This window comes from Alcaligenes faecalis (assembly GCF_041521385.1).
GTDB lineage: Bacteria > Pseudomonadota > Gammaproteobacteria > Burkholderiales > Burkholderiaceae_B > Alcaligenes > Alcaligenes faecalis_E.
Genome location: NZ_CP168006.1, coordinates 119282 through 141438 on the forward strand (window position 1 = coordinate 119282; position 22157 = coordinate 141438).

Here is a 22157-nt window from a genome sequence, read left to right on the forward strand (position 1 = left end):
CTGCTCTCCATGTCCACGAGCTATCCTGGCACTGTTTTTATGGTTGTCGCCCCCAGCGGGGCGGGCAAATCCAGTCTGGTCAACGCCCTCTTGGCCAATGATTCCAACATCATGCTGTCCATCTCGGCCACCACCCGCGCCCCTCGCCCCGGCGAGAGCGATGGCGAGCACTACTTCTTTGTGGACAAGCCGCGCTTTGAAAGCATGGTCGCAGAAAACGCCATGCTGGAATGGGCCAAGGTGCATGACAACTACTACGGCACGCCCCGCGAGCCCATTCAGAAAGCCCTGAATGTAGGCCGTGATGTGTTGCTGGAAATCGACTGGCAAGGCGCCCGTTTGGCACGCGAACATTTCCCCGAAGCCGTAGGCATTTTCATTCTGCCGCCCTCCTTGCCCACCTTGGAGGCGCGTTTGCGCAAACGCGGACAGGACAGTGACGCGATCATTGCCCGTCGCGTCGAGGCCGCCGAGCACGAAATCGCCCATGTTCATGACTGTCAATATGCTATTATCAATGAGGATTTTGATACGGCATTACAGCAGCTATTGAGTATTGTGCAGGCCAGTCGTTTGCGCACTGCCACTCAGTCAGTACGGCATCGCCAACTCTTTCAACAATTAGGCGCAGATGCCCTGCTGAATCAGGGCTGATCTCCTTCTTATTTCTTTTTGATAACAGGTCTACTATGGCTCGCATCACTATCGAGGACTGCCTGGAGCAAGTCCCCAATCGCTTTAAGCTCACCTTGGCAGCCGCCTACCGTGCGCGCGAACTGGCTCAAGGCCACGAACCACGCCTGGAAAGCAAGAACAAGCCTACGGTTACCGCCCTGCGAGAAATCGCCTCCGGCGCGACCGGTCTGGAAATGCTGCGCAAAGTTCCTACCTGATAGGCACAAGCGGAGCACGGTATGGCATTTTCAGGTTTACGGGGCGCATCGTCTGGGCTGTTGGCCGTCCTTAAAAAAGGTTCACGGCTAGGTCGTCGCAAGCCTAAGGAAAAGAACGCCCCGGCGCTGGCACAAGCCGCTCAGGAAAGTGCCAACCCACCTATTGCCTCGCTGGCTCCGCTCACCAAGATCATCTCGCAGTACCTGGACCCGAAAGATGTAGAACGGGTACGGGAGGCCTATCGTTTCTCCGATCAGGCTCACTTGGGGCAGTTTCGCGCCAGTGGCGAACCCTATATCTCGCACCCCATAGCCGTCACGGAAATCTGTGCGGGCTGGAAGCTGGATACCGATGCCCTGATGTCGGCCCTGCTGCACGATGTGATCGAAGACCAGGACGTCACCAAGCAGGAACTGGCTGAAAAATTCGGTACCGATGTGGCCGAGATTGTGGACGGCTTGTCCAAGCTGGAGCGCCTGGAATTTGCCACCAAGACGCAGCAACAGGCCGACAGCTTTCGCAAGATGCTGCTGGCCATGTCGCGCGATGTACGCGTCATCCTGATCAAGCTGGCTGACCGCTTGCACAATATGCGCACGCTGGACGCCGTCAAGCCGGAAAAACGCCGCCGCGTAGCCCAGGAAACCCTGGATATTTACGCGCCGATTGCACATCGCCTGGGCCTGAACGCCCTGTTCCGCGAGCTTCAGGACCGCTGCTTCAAGGCCATCTACCCCAATCGCTACAAGGTACTGCACAAGGCCTTGCTGGCCGCTCGAGGCAACCGCCGTGAAGTGCTGGGCAAGATCACTGAAGCCGTCAAGATCGCTCTGCCTGCTGCCGGGATTGATGCTGAAATCTCTGGCCGAGAAAAGTCGCTCTACAGCATTTTCTGCAAGATGGTCGAGCAGAAGAAGTCCTTCTCGGACGTGCTGGATATTTACGGCTTTCGCATCATTGTGCATACCCTACCCGAGTGCTATTTGTCCTTGGGCACGCTGCACCAGTTGTATCGCCCCGTACCGGGCAAATTCAAGGACTACATTGCCATCCCCAAAGTGAATGGCTACCAGTCCCTGCACACCACCTTGATTGGCCCCTACGGCACCCCCGTCGAGTTCCAGTTCCGCACCCGCGAAATGGACCACGTGGCCGAAGAAGGCGTGGCCTCTCACTGGTTGTACAAAGAAGACGACGTCACCCTGAACGATCTACAAAAGCGCACACATCGTTGGTTGCAATCCCTGCTGGATATTCAAAGCCAGACCGGTGACTCCACAGAATTCCTGGAACACGTCAAAGTCGACCTGTTCCCCGATGCGGTTTACGTCCATACGCCCAAAGGCAAGATTATCTCCCTGCCACGCGGCGCGACACCGGTGGACTTTGCCTACAGCATCCATACCGACATCGGCAATCACGCAGTTGCCTCCAAGATCAATGGCGAGTTTGCCCCGCTGCGCACCGAGCTGAAAAGCGGTGACTCGGTGGAGATCATTACCTCCCCTGCTGCCCGCCCAAGTGCTCAGTGGCTGAACTACGTGCGTTCCGGCCGTGCCCGTTCGGAAATCCGCCACTACCTGCGCACAGTTAAATACGAAGAATCCGTCGCCTTTGGTCGCCGCCTACTGGATCAAGCATTGGATCAGCTGGGGCTGCCACATGCCACCGACGACGATCCCAATTGGGACAAGCTGGCCAAGGGCTCGGGCGCAGCGTCACGTGAAGAAATTCTGGCTGATATCGGTTTAGGCAAGCGTCTGGCTGCCGTTGTGGCTCGTCGTTTTGCGCCAGAAAGCTCCCTGCTGGAAACCACAGCCGCAGAATTTGACGAAATCAGCGCCAACACCTCAGCACCTATTCTGATCCACGGGAACGAGGGTCAGGCCGTACAGTTAGCACCGTGCTGCGGTCCTCTGCCCGGCGACGCCATTATTGGCGGCATCCGTCTAGGTCATGGCCTAGTCGTTCATATGGCTGAATGCGCGGTGGCACAACGCGCCCAGGCCAAAGAGCCCGAGCGTTGGGTTCCAGTAATGTGGGATAGCAATACCGCCCGCCACCTGTCTACCCGTCTGGATGTCACTGCCATCAACGAGCGCGGTGTCCTGGGCCGTCTGGCTGCTGAAATTACCGATGCCGACTCCAATATCCTGCATATTTCCATGCCGGACGAATCAGCGGCAACATCGGTGCTACATCTGACCGTTCAGGTGGATAGCCGTACTCACTTGGCCCGCGTGATCCGAGCAATTCGCCATGTACCACAAGTTCAGAAGATTGTGCGTGTGAAAGGTTAAGCCCGGTTGCAAACCAGCTTTCAGCCGTACAAAAAACGCCTGCTCAATAGCAGGCGTTTTTACAAAACTCATTGCACTGCCCCCCTATGCCAGAGCCTCGCACACGAGCTGGATCAGTCCGTAGATGAGCTCCTCCCTACCGGCTCATGAGCTCTGATTTCACAACAGCAGCAACAGGGCGACAAGCGGCTTATACCCCCACATAAGCCACGCACAGGCCGTAGGCGAGCACGCCAGTCAGTGTTGAACCCGCAATGCCACCCGGCCAACGACGGCCCAACAGCACCCCTGCCAGACCCGCCAGCAAAGGCGGCAAGTCCAGAGGTAGTTGCTCAGGGCGCAGCAAGGAGATCAGGGACACGACCAGCAAAGACACCACGCCTGCCGGGCCGATTGCTCCAAACAGTCGCGGCCAGATCGAAACGCGACTGGGGTCCGCCTTGCCTTGTCGTCCACCCAGACGCAAAGGCAGGTAACGAATCAAAAATGTGCCTACGCCCGCCAGCACAATCATGAGCAGAAAACTCCAATCCATCTCTACTCCTTAAGCGCGGCGCAGGGCCATCAAGCCACCGGCCAGCATACCCACAATAATGGCCAGATACGAGGGCAGGAAAGCCATGGCCAGCACCGCCCCCACAGCCGCAGCCACCAGTACCGGCAAAGGGGCAGATCGGCGGATTTCCAACAGCAAGGCGAAGAACAAAGCGGGCAAGACAAACCCCAAAGTCTTTTCCAACACGGGGGATTGACCCAGCAAGTCGCTGGCAAAGAAAGCCCCTACGGCAGTGCCCAGCACCCAGGACAGGTAGGAACCCAGTTGCAAGCCACAGTACCAGGACTCCTGCTCCTGGGCTGGCTGGCGAGCCACCCCAGCGGCGGAAGCGGCAAAGACTTCATCGGTCAGGCCAGGAGCCATAAACAGACTGGACACAGTTCTGGGGCCGGTAAAAAAGCCCATCAAGGTCGGCCCATAGAACACATGACGCAGGTTCATCAGTAGCACAATGCCCAAAATACTGGGATAGGCGGCGCCGGCGACCAGCAGACTGATCAAAATGAACTGGCTGGCCCCGGCATACACAATCAGGGACACCATCACTGCCAACCAGGGCGACAAGCCGGCATGCACCGCCGTCAAGCCAAAGGAAATCGCGACAGGGACATAGCCCAAAGCGATAGAGGCGCTGTCTCGCAAGCCCCGTCGATATGCCGAACCGATGATCATGAAAAACCTTGCCGCGCCCACCTAGGCCTGGAATGCACCAATAAAGATAGCGGGATCAACCCGCGCGTTATTCAGACTGACATTCCAGTGCAAATGAGGGCCGGTCGCACGCCCCGTCGCACCGGAACGCCCCACGACATCACCTTTACTGACGCGATCACCCACACGCACGTCAAAGGCCGACAAGTGGCAGAACATGGTGATCAGGCCCTGGCCATGATCCACAAATACGGTTTTACCGTTAAAGAAGTAGTCCGCCACGATGGTGACAATTCCGTCAGCAGGGACTTTGACCGCCGTGCCGGTAGCTGCGGCAAAGTCCAGACCCGAATGCGGATTACGCTCTTGGCCATTGAAGAAACGGCGCAGGCCAAAAGGACTGGTCAGGCGACCCGGCACCGGCTTTTCAAAAACCACATTGCTGGGGCCTTCTGTGCGGAAGCTGGCGTACGCTTCCATCTGCTCTTTATACTCACGCTCAAAACGGGCCTGCTGCTGCGGGTCTGGATTCACATGAGACTTGTTTTTCAAGGTAATGCGCTGTTCTCGGTAACGCTTGCTCCCTACCTGAAAGGCCACACCCGACTGCCCCTGTACCGAGATGCTGTGCTGGCCCGGCTGGGTTTTCAGGTCCAGCCCCACAATGGCTTTCCATCGCTGGTCAGCATCGTGAATCACCAGGACACGGTTGCCATTGAAGTGCACCACCGGGGCTGAGCCACCCGTGCCCAAATCCAGCACCGCCACCCCGCCCGGCACAGGACGATGCAAGGTACGCTCAATAAACGTGCCCTGCTGGGGCGCAGCCTGCGCCAGCCACGGAGCGGTCAGCCCCCAAACAGTTGCGGCGCCTAAAAGGCGCCGCCGTACCAGGGAAATATCAGTGTGATTCATCAGAATACTCTTTGAAAAACACCCTGGAGCTTGGAAGCTCCAGGGTTACCGGCCCTGATTCAAGCCGTTTTATTCATCCTCACCGCTGGAGGTCAACTCTTTTTCCGCTTCAGGCAGAATCTGTACCTTCTCTTGCACACGCATCGCTTGCAGAACAGCTTGGGTCTCGGTACGAGCCATGGCTTGCGTCAGTTGTGCCGTCAACATGTCCAGACCAGGATTGCCCGCCTTACCAGGTTGGTGACTCAGAATCTGCACGACGGTGTAACCCTGGGGCTGACGATCACCCACATATGCAGGCAGCTTGTCCACGGGCTTGGCCAGAACCTTGTTCAGCAAGGCTTCATCCATTTCCGGGAATTCAGCACGACTCACGGCAAACTGAGCCGAGAAATCTTCTGGTTCGCTACCGGCTTGCAACTGTTTCAGGTAGTCTTCACCCGCTTGCACCGCCAGGGCAGCGGCCTTTTCACGGCGCAGGTTTTCCTCAGCAATCGTACGTACTTTATCCAGTGCGGGCACATGGGCGTCTGTTACGTCGATCACCCGCAGGGCAATCAAGGTATCAGGAGACACTTCGACAACACCCGCATTCTTGCGTGACGCCAGCGCCTCGGCATTGAACAATGCCTGACGCACACGGTTATCATCCAGCACGGCCACATCGGGACTATTGGCAGCAGCCAGCTCACCTTCTACTTGCGACGCAGGAATCAAACCTTGACGGCTGATACCTTCAGCTTGCTTCAAAGTCAAACCCAAAGCATTGGCCGCCGCCTCCAGACTGTCTTCATTGTCGTAGACCAGGTTGGTCAGCTTGCTGGCCATATCAGCAAAGCGTTCGGAGGCCAGTTGCTTGCGCACTTCTTCCTGCACCTTGCTGCGGGCCTGCTCAAAAGACTCGCCTTGCTCAGGCTGAACCTCATTGCTCTTGAAAATATGGAAACCGTTGGGGCCTTCGATCACGCCGGATACATCACCCTTTTTCAGGGCAAATACGGCATTTTCCAACACACTGGGCCAAGAACCTTTACTGATCCAACCCAGTTCGCCACCTTCGCGGGCACTGCCTTCATCCTGGGAATTGGCACGCGCCAAGTCGGCAAAGCCTTCTTTATTGGCCTGGGCTTTTTCAGCCAGCTCACGAGCTTTGGTCTGAGCCACTTCGCGTTCGCTATCAGAAGCGCCCGCTGGCACGTTCACCAAAATATGGCTGATATTCACGCGGCCAGCCTGCACATAGCGTGCCTTATTTTGCTCGTAATACTGCTTGAGCTGTTCGTCAGTAGGGGTAGGCAGATCCTTGAACGCTGCGGCCTCATTCAGCAGCAGGTACTCCACCTTGACTTGCTGTGGCAGCTCCAGCGATTGCTTGTTGGCATCGTACCAAGCCTGCAGGTCTGCATCGCTGATCTGAACCCCAGCTTCAAAGTCACGGGTCAGAAAACTGCGAGTGCGCACACCGCGCTCTTCGGTCAGGGCGATTTCCAGTTTGTTCATGACGCTGGGCAGCATCGAGGTGCTGGCAGCGACGGGGCCAAGCACACGTTGCAGAGCTAACTGACCACGCTGACTTTGCTCGAAATCACGGGTATCGATACCAGCCGAGGCCAAAACCTGACTGTAAAGGGCGGGTGAAAAAACGCCGTTTTCCTGAAACTCCGGCATCGTGGCGATGTAGTCGCGCAGGGCAATGTCGGAAACGTTGAAGCGAGCAGCAGTCGCCACTTCAATTTGTACTCGCTGATCAATCAAGGATTCCAACAATGCACGACGGCTTTCCAGGCTGTCGGCCTGGGCCAGATCAAAACCGGAAGGATTGTTGCGCTGCATATCGTCCAGCTGCATGCGGCGCGCACGATCAAATTCCTGGGAGGTAATGGCGCTATCGCCAACTTTGACAATATCGCTATCGCCAGAAACGTAGCTGGAATAGCCGCTGACGCCAATCAATACAAAAGACGGCAAAATCAGCACTAACAGGACCAGCTGCATGACGCGTTGGTTCTTACGGATAATCTCGAACATTAATCATCACCTACTTTCGCTTGCAGCAGGGCGCTGCGGGTGGCGCATCAGGCCGGTGAGCCGGCTCGGCCTGAAAATATACCGTATATGAAAACCGTACAGTGTACAGCCCCGGTTAAAATAGTACATTGGCTTTTTATCACGCCTCTTGCGAGTCCGCCATGCCTTCACTGAATCATCATTGGCCCTACCCCGCTTTGATCGCCCACCGTGGCGCCGGCAGGATTGCCCCGGAAAACACCCTGGCCGCCATGCGGGTCGGTGCCCAGAACGGTTTTCACATGATGGAGTACGACGTCAAACTAAGCCGCGATGCGGTTCCCGTGCTGCTGCACGATGACGATCTGGAGCGCACGTCCAATGGGCAGGGCCTGGCCTCCAGGCTGACGTTGGCCGAGCTGTCCGCCCTGGACTTCGGTGCTTGGCACTCCTCGGCCTACGCCGGAGAGCCCATCCCCACATTAAGTTCGATCGCCGCCTTTACCCTGGCCAATCAGGTTCACAGCAATATCGAAATCAAGCCTACCACCGGGGACGAAGCCGAAACAGGGCGACAGGTTGCTCTGGCGGCCCAGGCGTTGTGGGCACAGGCCAGCTTGCCGCCCCTGCTGTCGTCCTTTTCCGAAGTGGCCCTGGAAGCAGCACAACAAGCGGTCCCTACCCTGCCCCGCGCCCTGCTGATTGAAGAAGAGGTTCCGGCAGACTGGCCCGAACGTCTGGAGCGGCTGGGCTGCATGGGGCTGAATTTGAACGACCGCTTCGTCACCCAGGCCTTGGTTCAGGCAATTCGGCAAAAAGGCTATACCGTGGCTGTCTGGACCGTGAACGATGCCGAGCGGGTGCGTGAGCTGCTGGATTGGGGATGCAATGGCATCTTCACGGATAAAGTCACCACCATTCGCCCCGATACGCTTTAATTAAACCGCAACATCAGGATTTCTCTTGTTCAGTTACCGTCACGCCTTTCATGCTGGCAATCACGCGGATGTGCTCAAGCACGCCACCTTGCTGCATATCTTTAATTACTACGCTCAAAAAGACAGCGCCTTCAGCATCATCGATACCCACTGCGGTGCCGGTATCTATGATCTGGAACACGACTGGGCGCAAACCAAGGGCGAGTTCTACGACGGCCTGGATCGGGTCTTGCAGCAGGACGACTACCCGGAGCTGGTGGAGCACTATATTGATGCCATTGCCGACCTGAACCCGGACGGCCTGGCGCGCTTCTACCCCGGTTCGCCCTGGCTGGCACTGGAACGCTTGCGCACGCAGGACAGCTTTCACGGCTTTGAACTGCACCCGTCCGAATTTGAAGTCCTGAGCGATAACGTGGCGCAATTGTTCCCCCAAGGCAATCGTCGGGTGCGTCTGTATCCGGAAAATGGGTTTGAACAGTTGGGCCGCTTGCTACCGCCGCCGTCACGACGTGCCATCGTGGTGATGGACCCCTCTTACGAGGCCAAGTCCGACTACCAGCAGGTCTTGAACAGCGTCAAGAACGCCCTCAAGCGATTTGCTCAAGCCTGTATCGTCGTGTGGTATCCCATTGTGCAGCGGCCCGAAGTGCAGACCTTGCAGCGCAGGCTGGAGCAACTGGATACGCCCTGGCTGCATGTCAGCCTGTCGGTTCGTACTCCAGCCAAAAATGGTTTGGGTTTGCATGGCAGTGGCCTGTTCATCAGCAATCCTCCCTGGACGCTGCTCAAGGCTCTGGAACAAAGCATGCCGTGGTTAACAAAAACGCTGGCCCAGGATGACAAGGCCAGCTTTCAACTTCGTCATTCGGGGCTGTAAACCACCCCTTTGCCGTTAGGCCAGGCGCTCGGACTCTTTCATGTAGCGCCACTGGCCCATAGGCAGATCGCCCAGCACCAGCTCGCCAATGCGCACACGCTTCAAACCCACCACTTTCAGGCCGACCAGTTCACACATGCGGCGAATCTGGCGCTTCTTGCCTTCGCGCAGGATAAAACGCAACTGGTCATCGTTCTGCCAGGACACTTGGGCTGGCAGCAAGGGCTTACCGTCCAGGCTCAAACCAAAGTTCAGCAGTTCCAGACCGCGCTCGCTCAGCTTGCCGGTTACGCGCACCAGATATTCCTTGTCGATGACCGAGTCTTCGCCAATAATCTGCCGCGCAATACGACCATCCTGAGTCAGGATCAGCAAGCCGGTGGAATCAATATCCAGACGACCAGCCGGAGCCAGCCCACGCAAATGCGCCGGGTCAAAGCGTTGACTGCCGCGACCACCCTTGTACTGCGTGGCGGCACCGATCAGGGAAACCGCATTGCGATAACCGGCTTCGGCTTGCCCCGACACATAGCCTACGGGCTTGTGCAGCAAGATAGTGGCACGTTGGGTCTGACGCTGACGCGCTTGTTTTTCCAGTGTGATTTTCTGATTGGGGTAGGCTTTGCTCCCCAATTCAGAGACGATTTGACCGTCCACACGCACCCAGCCGCGCTCGATGAAAGCATCCGCCTCACGGCGTGAACACATGCCGCGCTGGGCCATTAATTTTGAGATACGTTCTTTTTCCATGAGCGCTATTTTATGGCTTTGGCGATAATACAGGACATGAAATTTCCCCCCAACACAAAAAAACCCTGGCATGAGCGGGTTCATCCCTCTGCCACTCCTGTTCAAAAGTACTGGCTACACCGTCCCGGCGCTCTAACCGCTGGTTTACGCTGCTTGGGCAAAGTCGATCTGGAAGTGGTCAGCGAATACGCTTGCCGCTTGAACCCACAAGAAGCCGCATTGATTCAAAAGCCGCCAGGCACGCTGGCCTGGATACGAGAAGTGTCCATGTCCGTAGACGGAGTCCGTTGTGTGATTGCCCGCAGCTTCACGCCCCTGCCTACTTCACACAGTGTCTGGCAGGGTATGCGCCGGTTACGCAGCCGTCCGCTGGCCGACATGCTGTATAACGATGCCCAGATACAACGATCGGCCTTTTTAAGCTGTCGTTTGACACGCGGCATGAGCTTTTTCCGCACGATTGAGCGCGCCCTGTCCCCCAGCGGCGAGCCGGTTCCACAGGCTCAGCAGATTCTGTCGCGTTGCTCCGTCTTCTGGCGGCACGGTCAACCCCTCTTGGTCGCTGAATCCTTTATGCCGGCCTTCTGGGCACGCGGTGCTACACTGGCTTAGCTTAAATTCAGTATTAGTTAATAAAACAAAGTTATATGCCGAGCCAAACCATGTCCACGCAAGCCGACCCAAGCCGCCGCAACGCCTTTGTTCTTTCTGGAATGCAGGCATTGGGCGGGGCCAATCCGGCACTGGTGGTGGCGCTCAGTAGTCTGGTTGGTCAAAAAATGGCCAGCAGCCCGGACCTGGCGACCTTGCCAGTAGGTATTTTCAACCTGGGTCTGGCAGTAGGCATTTTGCCTGCAGCGTTTCTGATGCGCCGCTTGGGACGCCAGGGTGGCTACATCATCGGTGCCTTGCTGGGCATAGGAGCAGGCCTGCTGGCCGCCGCCGGGATTTACAGCCTGTCCTTTGTCATGTTCTGTGTGGGCACGCTGCTGGCCGGGCTGTATGCCTCTTACGTACAAAGCTATCGCTTTGCCGCTGCCGATGACGCCAGTGATGCCTTCCGCCCCAAGGCCATTTCATGGGTCATGGCCGGAGGGCTGCTGGGAGCAATTATCGCCACCCAGACCATTATCCACACCCAGGACATCTGGCCGGAACACCCGTTCGCTGCTGCTTTTCTGGCACAGGCGGCATTAGCAGCCCTGGTCCTGCCCTTCGCCTTTAGCCTGCGCCTGGCACCGGGCACACGGAATCAGCAAGAAAAGATCCCCTACACCGGACGCCCCTTGCGCGTGATTGCCTCCAATAGCTACTTCATTATTGCGGTCATCGCTGGGGTAGCTTCCTACGTACTGATGAACTTTCTGATGACGGCTTCGCCCTTGGCCATGGTCATGCACGGCCATAGCCTGAAAGAGTCCACCTTGGGCATTCAGTGGCATATTCTGGCCATGTTCGGCCCCAGCTTCTTTACCGGCAATCTGATCAAACGCTTTGGCAAAATCCCCGTCACCTTTGCAGGCGTGCTCTTGCTGGGACTGGCCAGCATAGTGGCGTTGCTGGGCATGACCGTGCCGCACTTCTGGGTCAGCCTGATTTTGCTGGGTCTGGGCTGGAACTTCGGTTTCATCGGGGCCACCAATATGGTGGTGGACTGTTACCGCCCCGAAGAGCGTGGCCGTGTGCAGGCCTTGAATGACTTCATCATCTTTACCTGTGTGGCCTTGTCTTCTTTTACGTCAGGCCGCGTGCTGGCTGTGTATGGCTGGTATGGGGTCAATACCTGGACGCTGCCGATCTCGGCAGTGGTGATGCTGGCGTTGGCCTGGTTGTACTTCAAGAACAAGCGTCAGCCCTACTTCGCCACTTAAGCAAAGCGACAGTCGCACAGCGACGGTTCATGGAAAACGGCCCCAAAGCCTGGATTAACCCAAGGTTTTGGGGCCGTTTTTAGTGCATTCAAATCATTGGTAAATAAGCGGGCCTGGAGCCGCGTGGAAACTGGGCATCCAATGCTTGAATGTGCTCGGGCTGCAGCACCAAATCTCCGGCGGCCGCATTTTGCTGGGCATGAGCCGCACGCGATGCCTTGGGAATCACAAACACATTGGGGTCACGCAGCAAAAAGGCCAAAGCCACTTGGCGTGCGGTGGCCTGATAGTGCTTGGCAATCTCGGTCAACACGGCCCCGCCTTCAGAATCCAGCTCGGGGAAATCATCGTGACCGAAAGGGCTATACGCCACCACGCTGACCTTATGCTCTCGACACCAGGGCATGACCGCGTGTTCAATGGCGCGCTCGTTCAGGTGATACAAGACCTGATTGCAGGCAATTTCACCCGGCCCCACGATGTCGTACAGCTCTTCCAGATCCGGCACGTCAAAATTGCTGACGCCCCACTGCCTGATCTTGCCTTGCTGCACAAGCCGGTCAAAGGCCGCGCAGGTTTCCTCCAAAGGAACCTGGCCGGGCCAGTGCAATAAATACAGATCCAGATAGTCCGTACCCAAACGCTTCAGGCTGGCCTCGCAAGCACGGATCACGCCCTGACGGCTAGCCTTAAAGGGCAAGACCTTGGACACCAGAAAAGCCTCGTGGCGACGACCTTGCAGAGCCTGACCGATCAAGGTTTCTGCTTGTCCGTCACCATACATCTCGGCGGTGTCGATATGGTTCATGCCCGCGTCCAAGCCAGCCTGGAAAGCCGCCCTGCTTTGCGACCCATCGGCCTGCTCGACATACCAACTGCCCTGGCCCACACGCGAAACACGCGGTGCTGAACCGAGTTTTTCATATCGCATCCGCTTGTCCTTCCATAACGACTGTCCACGCCAGCCCAACTGCAGCCGTCTTAAAGTGCGTCGCGGCCGCTTTCCGAAGTACGGATACGGATAGCCTGCTCGACCGGTGTCACAAAAATCTTGCCATCGCCAATCTTGCCGGTATGGGCAGCTTTGATAATGGCTTCGATAACCGAATCACAGCGATCGGCTGCCACGACGATATCCACACGGATCTTGGGCAGAAAATCAACCACATATTCGGCACCGCGATACAGCTCGGTATGGCCTTTTTGCCGACCAAAGCCTTTCACTTCCGTCACGGTCAAGCCGTTAACGTCCAGCTCTGCCAGAGCTTCGCGAACTTCATCGAGCTTGAAGGGTTTGATGATGGCCGTAATTTGTTTCATGGTTACTCGCACGTCAAATTTAAAGAGAATCTTTGGTACTGTCCGGCAAAGAAGGGCGATGACTTTCGGCTGCCAGACTCAAGCCCAGGCTTAAATCCCGACCAGTAGGCGACTGGAACAGACGCAAGCCGATTTCAGGCAGCACGGCCAGAATATGGTCAAAAATATCGCCCTGGATGCGCTCGTAGTCCACCCAGGCGGTTTTATTGGTAAAGCAATACACCTCGATAGGGATACCTTCGGTTGTAGGGTCCATCATGCGCACCATTTGGATCATGTCCTGATGGATTTCAGCGTGGCGTTTGATATAGGCCGTGCAATAGGCACGGAAGGTACCCAGATTGGTCAGGCGGCGATAATTGACCGCATCCATACCCGCACGGCTCAGCTCCTGATTGGATCGTTCCAGATCTTCTTTCTTCTCCGTCAAATAATCACGCAGCAAGGCAAAACGCGACAAGTTATCGACTTCCGCCGGAGTCAAAAAACGAACACTGGAAGCATCAATGCTCAAGGTGCGTTTGATACGTCGCCCCCCCGACTCGAACATCTGACGCCAATTACGATAGCTCTCGGAAAATAGCTTGTAGGTGGGAATAGTCGTGACGGTCTTGTCCCAGTTCTGGACCTTGACTGTATGCAAGGCGATATCAATCACGAAACCGTCTGCCCCAGCCTGTTTCATCTCGATCCAGTCACCGATGCGCAACATGTCATTGGTGCTCATTTGCGTGCTGGCCACCAGTGACAACAAGGTGTCTTTAAAAACCAGCAACAGCACTGCCGACAAGGCACCCAGACCGGAGAGCAACAGAACGGGCGATTGATCCAGAATGACAGAGATCATGACAATAATGCCAATGGCCCACACCGCGATCTTGGCCACTTCCACATAGCCCTTGATCGACTTGGTGCGCCCCTTGCTGGAATTGGCATAGACCTCTTGCCACGCCCCCAGGAGACTGACAATCGCCATGATGAGAAAGACCAGAAAGCCCAGCAGGGCCACCCGTTCGACCACTTCCAGCAAAGTCTTGGCCAAGGGCAACAGGCTCAGATTGGAGCTGACCACCAGCAAAGGCACGGCATAACCCACATGGCGTACAAACCGCTTTTTCACCAGGGCTCGTGCCCAGTCATCCTTACCCGCCACTTTCAGCAAACGCCGTACCAGGCGCGAGAGAACGGAACTGGTCAACCAACTGACAACCCAGACCAGCACCGTCAGCATCGCCAAACCGGCCAATATCTGTACCCAGCGATCCTGCGGTAAATACGCTTCGATCCATTGCCATCCCAACAAATCGGCAAAGGTACTGTCTTGCTCCATGTATTCTTCCTTATCCCGCCAGCCCCAAAAAGGGGCCCGCATGGTTTCCTAGAGTCTGAAAACTATCTAATATACTGCACAGCGTCTGTTTCCTGCGGGACTGGATGACCTGCGTCAGCCCGTCCAATCCACTATAATTGCCCTCTATGTCATCAAACACCCCCTCCTCTTCCCAAGACCAGTTCGCCAATAAGGCCATGGCCTGGTCGGCTCGCTTTTCCGAGCCCGTCTCTGACCTCGTCAAACGCTACACAGCATCGGTGGACTTTGACAAGCGCATGGCCCGCTTTGATATTCAGGGTTCCCTGGCACACGCCAGCATGCTGGCCGCCGTCGGTGTGATAACCGAGCAGGACAAGGCCGACATTGAACGCGGCATGAGCCAGATTCTGGACGAAATCGCCCAAGGCCAGTTCCAGTGGCTGCTGGACCTGGAAGACGTGCATCTGAACATTGAAAAACGTCTGGTCGAGCTGATTGGCGATGCGGGCAAGCGCCTGCACACCGGCCGTTCACGCAATGACCAGGTGGCCACTGATATCCGCCTGTGGCTGCGCAATGAAATCGACATTGCCCTGGACCTGCTGGCCCAGATGCAGCACAAGCTGGCTGAATTGGCACTGGCTCAGGCAGACACTATTTTGCCCGGTTTCACCCACCTGCAAGTGGCACAGCCCGTTACTTTTGGCCACCATTTGCTGGCCTACGCCGAAATGTTCCAACGCGATGCCGAGCGTCTGCAAGACTGCCGCAAACGTGTGAACCGCCTGCCTTTGGGCGCAGCCGCTCTGGCCGGCACCAGCTACCCGATCGACCGTGAAATGGTTGCCAAGCTGCTGAACTTTGACGATGTGTGCCGCAACTCGCTGGATGCTGTGTCGGACCGCGACTTCGCCATCGAATTCTGCGCCGCTGCTGCCCTGATCATGACGCACATCTCCCGCTTCTCCGAGGAGCTGGTGCTGTGGATGAGCCCACGCGTTGGCTTTATTGATCTGGCCGACCGCTTTTGCACCGGCAGCTCCATCATGCCGCAAAAGAAAAACCCCGACGTTCCCGAGCTGGCCCGTGGCAAGACCGGTCGCGTCAATGGTCACCTGATTGCCCTGCTGACTTTGATGAAAGGCCAACCGCTGGCCTACAACAAGGACAACCAGGAAGACAAGGAAGGTCTGTTCGATTCGGCTGATACCATTCGCGACACCCTGACCATTTTTGTAGACCTGATCGCTGGCATCAAGGTCAAGCCTGAAGCCATGCGCGCCGCTGCGCTGCAAGGTTTTGCGACTGCTACTGATCTGGCCGACTACCTGGTCAAGAAAGGTCTGCCTTTCCGTGATGCCCACGAAACCGTGGCCTTGGCCGTGCGTGAATGTGAACAGTTGGGTTGCGACCTGGCCGATCTGAACCTGGAACAACTGCAAAAGTTCGATAGCCGTATTGAATCGGATATCTTTGGCGTGCTGACGCTGGAAGGCTCGGTCGCTTCGCGCAAACACATCGGCGGCACCGCCCCCGAGCGTGTGCGTATCGAAGCGCAGCGTATTCTGGATCGTACTCAAGGCTGATAAGAGCTTCGGTTGAAAGTAAGAAAAGCCGCTCCTGTTTCAGGAGCGGCTTTTTTTATAGGTATTGACTCAGATTTGATCTGACGTGTTTTTGTCAGTTGAGTTAGAGTTAAAACTGGATTACTGCTTTCAGCCAGGAGCAGAAGTTCAAAAAAAGCAATTGAAGGTCTGTTTTGCAGCGGTTGCGGTCTGTCATGTTTGCAACGTGACCGACTGATCACTGTAGCAAAGCGGCCGAGCAAAGAGATTGATATATATAGTATCTTGAGTGCTATGAATAGGAATGACTAGCCCATTCAACTTTGAGTTGCCTAGGCACCATAGAGGAGAGAGTAAATGAGTGTGGATATGTACCGGCGTCAGGTCACCCAGATTCGGGATGGCATTGCCAAAGCAATGGACCAAAAGGCAAAGGAGGTACAAAAGGCTGCCGACGCAGGTAAAAAATCCCTTGCTGCAAGAACTGCCGCGAGCAAAACCAGCATTACCTCAACTCTTCAAAATAAATTACGCGAGGCTAGTCGATATGCTGAAGAGCAAGCTAAACATGAGCGAGAGGTGGCTAAGCTAGAGAAAAAGATCGCGGACGAGCAGAAAAAGCTTGGGACGGCTCAAGGGAGGCTGGACAGCGAAGACGCGAAAGCTCTGAAAAAAAGAAATGAAGAGCAAAAGCGCCAGCAGGATGCTCAGCAGATGCAGCTACGAACGATGAAATCAAGTCTGACGCAGCACGAGATACTTCATCGCGAGACCATTGCACGTGTTGATCGGTTAAGCGCACTGCCCGAGCAGATTGTGGTCGCGTTCTTCGCTACTGATCCGGCAACAGCGTCCGACCGCAGACTTCTTTTGGACGAGGAGGTTCGAGAGATTCAGCAAAAAATTCGTCTTTCAGATCACCGCGATGCCGTCAAACTAGAGTCGCGTTGGGCATTACGGCCTGGAGACATTCTTCAATACATGAATGAGCTGGGACCTACGGTTGTCCACTTTAGCGGGCATGGCACCAACCAAGATGAGCTTGTTCTGCAGGACCGCAACGGTGATGCAGCCTTCATTTCTCTAGCAAGCCTAGTTGGTACTTTTGAGCTTTTTGACTCTGTTCGGCTGGTGTTCTTTAACACATGCCATTCATACAACCAAGCGGCTGCCTGCACCCAATACGTAGATGCGGCCATCGGTATGAATCAGGAGATTGGAGACACGGCAGCTCGTGTATTTGCCTCGCAGTTCTATTCCGCTATTGGTTTTGGTAAATCGATTCCCAATGCGTTCAAGCAAGCTAAAAATGCTTTGATGCTCGAGGGAATTCCAGAAGAGTCGACGCCGGAACTCCATCTACGTAGCGGGATTGAGGAGTCTGATTTAATCCTGGTCAAGCCCAAGGACTGAGGGCGTTTATCAAAGCCGGACCGTGGGTCTGTACTTCTCTTGGTCCCAGTCGTACAGCTGAATGACACCGATTCCATTGAGCCGGTGGTCAAGCGCCATAGCAAAAACAGAGGGCACCTTAATGTAGATGTGAATACAGCTCAACTGATGCCGACCACGGAACTCAGCCAGCTTCACCTTGGCTTCGTGTACTGCCTGGTTCATGGCAGCGATGTCGTCGTTTGACGAATGGCCGGTTACGGCAACAGCTGTCACTAGGCTGCAAAACCTGACCGACGGCTCTAGCCTTCATCGGACATTGTGAATCAGCCTGTGAAGTTCCGCTTTGGGTCATTTTCCGCCCGATAAATCTGGCGGCGTCTGTCGCATCAACCTGAGTCAATACATTTATACCGCTTCGACTTAATTCCAATCCTGCCTGCCCCGATTTGCAGCGTAGACTTCGTACTCAGCTTAGCTGCTGATACTGGCAAGCTACCTTTACTAACGACATCTCCAAGCCTGCTACCCCCCCAACAGCAATCGAAGAAGCGGCACCGCCCCACAGTGCAGGTACCGCACTCAACGTTAAGGCTGAGGCTGAATCAACAGCATCGTGCTGCTTTGCGCATTACGACGAATGTCCGAGTGGCTCACATCCATCGTCTTGCACTCGAAGTTCTCGTACAACTTCAACTGATCCTCGTAATGCGGGCTGCGCACACCATTGCGGTCGGTGAAACCGCTTTGACCGGGCGGCATGGCATCGCAGAACTCCACGCCCTGGGCATTGAACACCACACGGTTGTTTTCCGTGCCACGGTTCTGATAGCCCGTAAAGGCAAAGGTATTGCCCGACGTCGTTTGCGGGGTTCCCGTGAAGTTCTTGTCGCTGAAGCGATGCACTGAGGTCGGCAGGGTCCAACGTTCCATCTGAGCGCCCTGCTCCTGGCTCAAACGAGCCTGCGCATTTTGCAAAGCTGTGTGCATGATTTCCTGAGACGAACGCTCACCAAAAACATTCACACGCTTGGGATCAGGGTTGGCTTCCAGCGCCAACGCACGCAGCAAAACCTTGGTGCCCATGCTCAAGTTGATCGAACCTGGGTTGGGACCTTGCTGCGTGGCAAAACCCGTCTGGCTATACATGGCGCGATGCGATTCAGGCACCACCGGCATCAGGACCTGCTTGTACATTTCTTCCAGCCAGGTTTTGAACAGCACCCGTGCCGGTCCGGCATTTTGTCCAGCTTGATCATGTTCCATGCCATCCCAGGCCAGCAAGCTTATCAACGCCGCCTGACCAGCATCACTGGCAGGCAGACTTTGCGCCAGCTTTTCCAGATGTGGACGGAAGTAGCGCCAGTTCACATCACTATAGGACGCCTTTTTATTGAATTCCCAGATCTCCTGCACGCTATGGACGTCCTTGTCCTGATACTGGCTGATCAACTCGTTCATGCGGTCGCCATAGGTCCAGTAATAAGTATCCGTATTGGTTTTGTCCGGCGCAGGCTTGTTGTTCCAGTTGACCAGATAACCCTGGGGCGGATTGTAGGCTTTGGGAATCGCATCAAAACTCTTGATGCCCAGCCATTCCATGCTGCCGTCCCCTTTAGCAGGCACGCGAATGTCCTGATCGGCCGGACGCTGGGGCAGAAAAGCAGGCGAGACATAGCCGATATTGCCGTGCTTGTCGGCGTAGTACCAGTTAATGGAAATCGCCATCTTGCTGGCCTGATCCAGAAACTCCGTCCAGTTGCGTGCCTTGGCCACGTTCAACCAGGCCAGCAAGGACTGTACTTCGTAGCCGTCCCAGCTACGTTTTTTGCTGTAGGCCGTGCCCTGATCATAATCAAACTGCATCACGGGGCCGTGTACGGTACGCCAGATCGTCATTTCACGATCAGCCTGACCACGCACCTGGATGCGCTCCTTGCGCTGCTCCATCGTGCGCCAGGCATTGTTGAACCAGTACTGATCGGCACGCGCCGGATTCAACTTCTCCTGGTACATATCCACCACGTCCTGAGGACCGGCCGTCGCACCCCAGGCAATCTCGCCATTGGTGCCAAACAGAACAATCGGATAAGCAAAAGGCGTGTTGCCCACCACATCAAAGCCCGCGCCGTGCAGACCAATACCGTAGGTATAGGCCGGGTTGTACCAGCCAAACTGCGGGCCGTTGATCAGGACGGTAGACCCACTCTGAACACGCTCGGGGCGGGTGCTCCACAGATTGCTGGCCTTGGGTGCAAAGTCCGGGCCACGACCGCCCCAGTGCTTGTCCTGACGCTCCAGCTCGGCAGCCAGCACTGGTGGAGAAACATGGGCCAGATTCAGCGTCCCTGCTTGCGCCTGTGGTTTGGGCTCGGCAGCGGGCGCTGGAACGGTGGTAGGAGCAGTTGTGTCATTGATCCACAGCAGCTCATCAAACAAGGCGCGGCCTCGTTCCCGGCCGTGCTGTTTTTCCAGAGACTGACGCATGGCCAGTGCCGTCACTTCCAGATTCGTGTCGGAGAAGCGGTTGGCCATGGAGCCCACCCAGATCATGACCACATCAAAGTCCGTCAGCGGCTCGGGCTGGAAGTCAAAGTCCACATATTCTTTGGGCAGGAGCTCAGGACGACGGCGCACCTGTTCCAGATAGGCGTTATAGCCATCGGCATAGCCACGGAAAATGTCGCGCTCATCCTTGGGCAAGGCCGCAATCTGCCGCTGTATGGAGGCAGGCGTGAAGTTCTGCCGCACCTGCATGTCGTACTTGACGTAGACATCCTGATCGCCAGGGCCCAGAACAGCGGCTGTTGTGCCTACAAAGGAGCGGCGCGCCATGTCCATCTGGAACATCCGGTCTTGGGCGACCGCATAACCATAGCCGTAATACAAGCCATAGTGACTATCGGCAAAGACATGCGGCACGCCATAACTGTCGCGCATCACCTCCACCGACTGCACTTGAGCAAATGCCGGCGCCCCCGCCAAGCCAAACATCAAACCAGCAACCACAAGCCCTGAACGAACCAGCCCTTTCTGCATACTTGCCCCTTTTTTATGATACCGAAAATTATTATGAACCTAAAATATTGAAACCAATACAAATAGGAAATCACAATGTAAAGCAATCCGGTTTTAAAACAAGTGGGGGCTTGCCCTAGTCCGACTCTCAGACCAGGGCATACAGGAAGAACTTAGAAGGACACCAAACGACCCGGATTCACGGCACTCATCATGCCAATGGCGGCCTTGACCACGGGAATCGCCAGGCCCGACAACTGCTGACCTAACGGAATGCTGCGATGGGTAATATCCGTCAACATGGCAAAGTCCTCGTTGCGCCCCATCACATCATCGCTAATGGCTTTACCAATGCGCACGGTTTGCGCCACACCATGGCCACTCCAGCCATGCACCATGTAGACGGGAACCGCATCCTCGGTTTTGCGCGAATCGGTCGCCCCGTTCAGGGTGAAGTCACTGATCCCGCTCCAGGAAAAGTCCAACTGCACCTGCTCCAACTGCGGGAAAACCGTCTGAATACGATCTAACAAGTAATGATTGATACGTTCAGGCGACCAACTGGTACCGGTGCCCTGTCCACCAAACAACAGGCGGTTTTGACGCACGGCGCGGTAGTAGTCAATCTGGAACTGAGTGTCATAGACTGCGCGATCCGTTGGCAGCAGCTCGCTGACTGGACACTCCAGGGGTTCAGTCACACCCACATAGGTGTAAAACGGGACGGTGGTATTGGACTGCGTAGGCAAGAACTGCGAGGTCGTGTCATGCACGGCCAGCACCAAGGCCTGACGCGCCAGAATCGTGCCACCGGGAGTGATAGCCAAAGCGCCTTTGTCGGTCTGCTCGATGGCCTCAACCGGGCTGCCTTCGTAGACACGGCCACCCTGCTGAACCAGGCCATAAACCAGACCACGCAACAGCGCCAAAGGATGTAGCTGACCACCCAAGGTATCGACTACAGCACCGTGATACAGCGGCGAGCGGATTTCCTGTTCCAACTCGTAGCTACCCACAATTTCCACGCTGGTATCACCCAGATAGCGACGGGCATCCGCCCCCTCGACCAGAGCACCCATATGTCCAGCATGAACCGCCGCCGTCAAATGGCCGCGACGACGATCAAAATCCAGTTTGTAGTCCTGAGCAATCTGATCGAGCAGATCCATGGCTTCATGCGAGGCAAAGCGCCACAAGCGACGGGCCTCATCCAATGGCAGATGGGCAATCATGTCTGCGGCTTCCCAACGGGCCAGACCAGGAGTCAGTTGACCACCATTTCGACCCGAAGCGGCAGAGCCAATACTGTCCTTTTCCACCAGCACCACGTCCAGACCGGAACGGGCCAGATGCAAGGCGGTCGAGGCACCCAGCAAGCCACCACCTACCACCAGCACATCACATTGCGTGTCGGTTTGTAGGGGGTCAAAGCGGGTCCAGGGGGCAAGCGATGCTTCGTAATACGTCGCGGGCGCGACGGTCTCCTTTAGATGACCTTGTCGCCAGTTCCACAATCGGGGATTACTGACCAGCAAGCTCTCTGCGCTGGAAACATCGTTTAAAAGAGTGGGTTTAGAAATAAGCATAAATGTCCTGTGTCTGTCACGGCCTGTTGGCCGCCTGGATCACAGAGCGGAATGCTCCGGTGACGCCCCGTCAACGCGGCGTTCCGTTCTGTCTCGTTATCAACACCGCGCTGTAAAAACGGGGTGGAACGATCTTCTTCTACGCTGTAGAATTAATTTATTCTACTCTGTAGAGTTAAACTTGGCAAATCTGCCCTTTCCC

General features: G+C 56.0%; 20 protein-coding genes. 9 read left to right on the forward strand and 11 right to left on the reverse strand.

The genetic code is table 11. The features are described from left to right. The first annotated feature begins 9 nt into the window (after positions 1–9). The 3 genes from gmk to ACDI13_RS00575 are packed head-to-tail and all read left to right on the forward strand — an operon-like array spanning position 10 to position 3194. A complete protein-coding gene (gene gmk / locus ACDI13_RS00565; RefSeq protein WP_372372593.1) occupies positions 10–654 on the forward strand; it encodes a guanylate kinase in 645 nt (214 codons plus the stop codon). A 35-nt stretch (positions 655–689) separates the two neighbouring features. Continuing rightward, positions 690–893 (forward strand): DNA-directed RNA polymerase subunit omega, encoded by a 204-nt coding sequence (gene rpoZ / locus ACDI13_RS00570; protein WP_003799665.1) that lies wholly within the window; start codon positions 690–692, stop codon positions 891–893. Between the two features lie 21 nt (positions 894–914). Further along, positions 915–3194: a bifunctional (p)ppGpp synthetase/guanosine-3',5'-bis(diphosphate) 3'-pyrophosphohydrolase gene (locus ACDI13_RS00575; protein ID WP_316991186.1), complete on the forward strand. Its 2280-nt coding sequence runs from the start codon at positions 915–917 to the stop codon at positions 3192–3194. Between the two features lie 190 nt (positions 3195–3384). On the opposite strand, the gene ACDI13_RS00580 is transcribed toward ACDI13_RS00575, so the two are convergent. From ACDI13_RS00580 to ACDI13_RS00595, 4 genes are all read right to left on the reverse strand, one after another. Further along, a complete protein-coding gene (locus ACDI13_RS00580; protein WP_316991187.1) occupies positions 3385–3729 on the reverse strand; it encodes an AzlD domain-containing protein in 345 nt (114 codons plus the stop codon). A 9-nt stretch (positions 3730–3738) separates the two neighbouring features. Then, on the reverse strand, positions 3739–4422 hold the full coding sequence (locus ACDI13_RS00585; RefSeq protein WP_009457111.1) for an AzlC family ABC transporter permease: 684 nt from the start codon (positions 4420–4422) through the stop codon (positions 3739–3741). Positions 4423–4443: 21 nt separating this feature from the next. Next, positions 4444–5316: a peptidoglycan DD-metalloendopeptidase family protein gene (locus ACDI13_RS00590; RefSeq protein WP_316991188.1), complete on the reverse strand. Its 873-nt coding sequence runs from the start codon at positions 5314–5316 to the stop codon at positions 4444–4446. A gap of 69 nt (positions 5317–5385) precedes the next feature. Beyond that, the gene (locus ACDI13_RS00595) at positions 5386–7344 is read right to left on the reverse strand and encodes a SurA N-terminal domain-containing protein (protein WP_316991189.1); all 1959 of its coding nucleotides are present in this window, start codon (positions 7342–7344) and stop codon (positions 5386–5388) included. Positions 7345–7505: 161 nt separating this feature from the next. Between ACDI13_RS00595 and ugpQ the strand changes: the two genes are divergently transcribed. Together ugpQ and ACDI13_RS00605 are read left to right on the forward strand one after the other, a co-directional pair. Next, positions 7506–8261 carry a glycerophosphodiester phosphodiesterase gene (gene ugpQ, locus ACDI13_RS00600; protein ID WP_316988605.1) on the forward strand — a complete coding sequence of 252 codons (756 nt, stop codon included), beginning with the start codon at positions 7506–7508 and terminating at the stop codon, positions 8259–8261. 25 nt (positions 8262–8286) lie between these two features. Then, positions 8287–9141 carry a 23S rRNA (adenine(2030)-N(6))-methyltransferase RlmJ gene (locus tag ACDI13_RS00605; protein ID WP_316988606.1) on the forward strand — a complete coding sequence of 285 codons (855 nt, stop codon included), beginning with the start codon at positions 8287–8289 and terminating at the stop codon, positions 9139–9141. 15 nt (positions 9142–9156) lie between these two features. On the opposite strand, the gene ACDI13_RS00610 is transcribed toward ACDI13_RS00605, so the two are convergent. Next, positions 9157–9891: a pseudouridine synthase gene (locus ACDI13_RS00610; RefSeq protein WP_316988607.1), complete on the reverse strand. Its 735-nt coding sequence runs from the start codon at positions 9889–9891 to the stop codon at positions 9157–9159. 36 nt (positions 9892–9927) lie between these two features. Here ACDI13_RS00610 and ACDI13_RS00615 point away from each other — a divergent pair, with 36 nt between their 5' ends. Together ACDI13_RS00615 and ACDI13_RS00620 are read left to right on the forward strand one after the other, a co-directional pair. Next, positions 9928–10503 (forward strand): chorismate lyase, encoded by a 576-nt coding sequence (locus ACDI13_RS00615; protein WP_316988608.1) that lies wholly within the window; start codon positions 9928–9930, stop codon positions 10501–10503. Positions 10504–10553: 50 nt separating this feature from the next. After that, positions 10554–11762 carry an MFS transporter gene (locus tag ACDI13_RS00620; RefSeq protein WP_316988609.1) on the forward strand — a complete coding sequence of 403 codons (1209 nt, stop codon included), beginning with the start codon at positions 10554–10556 and terminating at the stop codon, positions 11760–11762. Positions 11763–11850: 88 nt separating this feature from the next. On the opposite strand, the gene ACDI13_RS00625 is transcribed toward ACDI13_RS00620, so the two are convergent. The 3 genes from ACDI13_RS00625 to ACDI13_RS00635 are packed head-to-tail and all read right to left on the reverse strand — an operon-like array spanning position 11851 to position 14454. Continuing rightward, entirely contained in the window at positions 11851–12693 is an 843-nt protein-coding gene (locus ACDI13_RS00625) for an aldo/keto reductase (RefSeq protein ID WP_316988610.1), read from the reverse strand. Positions 12694–12743: 50 nt separating this feature from the next. After that, complete coding sequence (locus ACDI13_RS00630; RefSeq protein WP_316988611.1) at positions 12744–13082, reverse strand: P-II family nitrogen regulator; 339 nt, start codon at positions 13080–13082, stop codon at positions 12744–12746. A gap of 19 nt (positions 13083–13101) precedes the next feature. Then, on the reverse strand, positions 13102–14454 hold the full coding sequence (locus tag ACDI13_RS00635) for a mechanosensitive ion channel family protein (protein WP_372372594.1): 1353 nt from the start codon (positions 14452–14454) through the stop codon (positions 13102–13104). 104 nt (positions 14455–14558) lie between these two features. On the opposite strand from ACDI13_RS00635, the gene argH reads away from it, so the two are divergent. Together argH and ACDI13_RS00645 are read left to right on the forward strand one after the other, a co-directional pair. After that, complete coding sequence (gene argH / locus ACDI13_RS00640) at positions 14559–15980, forward strand: argininosuccinate lyase (protein ID WP_316988612.1); 1422 nt, start codon at positions 14559–14561, stop codon at positions 15978–15980. Between the two features lie 336 nt (positions 15981–16316). Next, complete coding sequence (locus ACDI13_RS00645; RefSeq protein WP_316988613.1) at positions 16317–17372, forward strand: CHAT domain-containing protein; 1056 nt, start codon at positions 16317–16319, stop codon at positions 17370–17372. 9 nt (positions 17373–17381) lie between these two features. Here the strand turns inward: ACDI13_RS00645 and ACDI13_RS00650 are convergent, their stop codons facing one another. From ACDI13_RS00650 to ACDI13_RS00660, 3 genes are all read right to left on the reverse strand, one after another. Continuing rightward, the gene (locus tag ACDI13_RS00650; protein ID WP_372373143.1) at positions 17382–17576 is read right to left on the reverse strand and encodes a hypothetical protein; all 195 of its coding nucleotides are present in this window, start codon (positions 17574–17576) and stop codon (positions 17382–17384) included. A gap of 363 nt (positions 17577–17939) precedes the next feature. Beyond that, positions 17940–20390: a penicillin G acylase gene (locus ACDI13_RS00655; RefSeq protein WP_316988614.1), complete on the reverse strand. Its 2451-nt coding sequence runs from the start codon at positions 20388–20390 to the stop codon at positions 17940–17942. A 152-nt stretch (positions 20391–20542) separates the two neighbouring features. Then, complete coding sequence (locus tag ACDI13_RS00660; protein ID WP_316988615.1) at positions 20543–21955, reverse strand: FAD-binding oxidoreductase; 1413 nt, start codon at positions 21953–21955, stop codon at positions 20543–20545. Positions 21956–22157 lie beyond the last annotated feature (202 nt).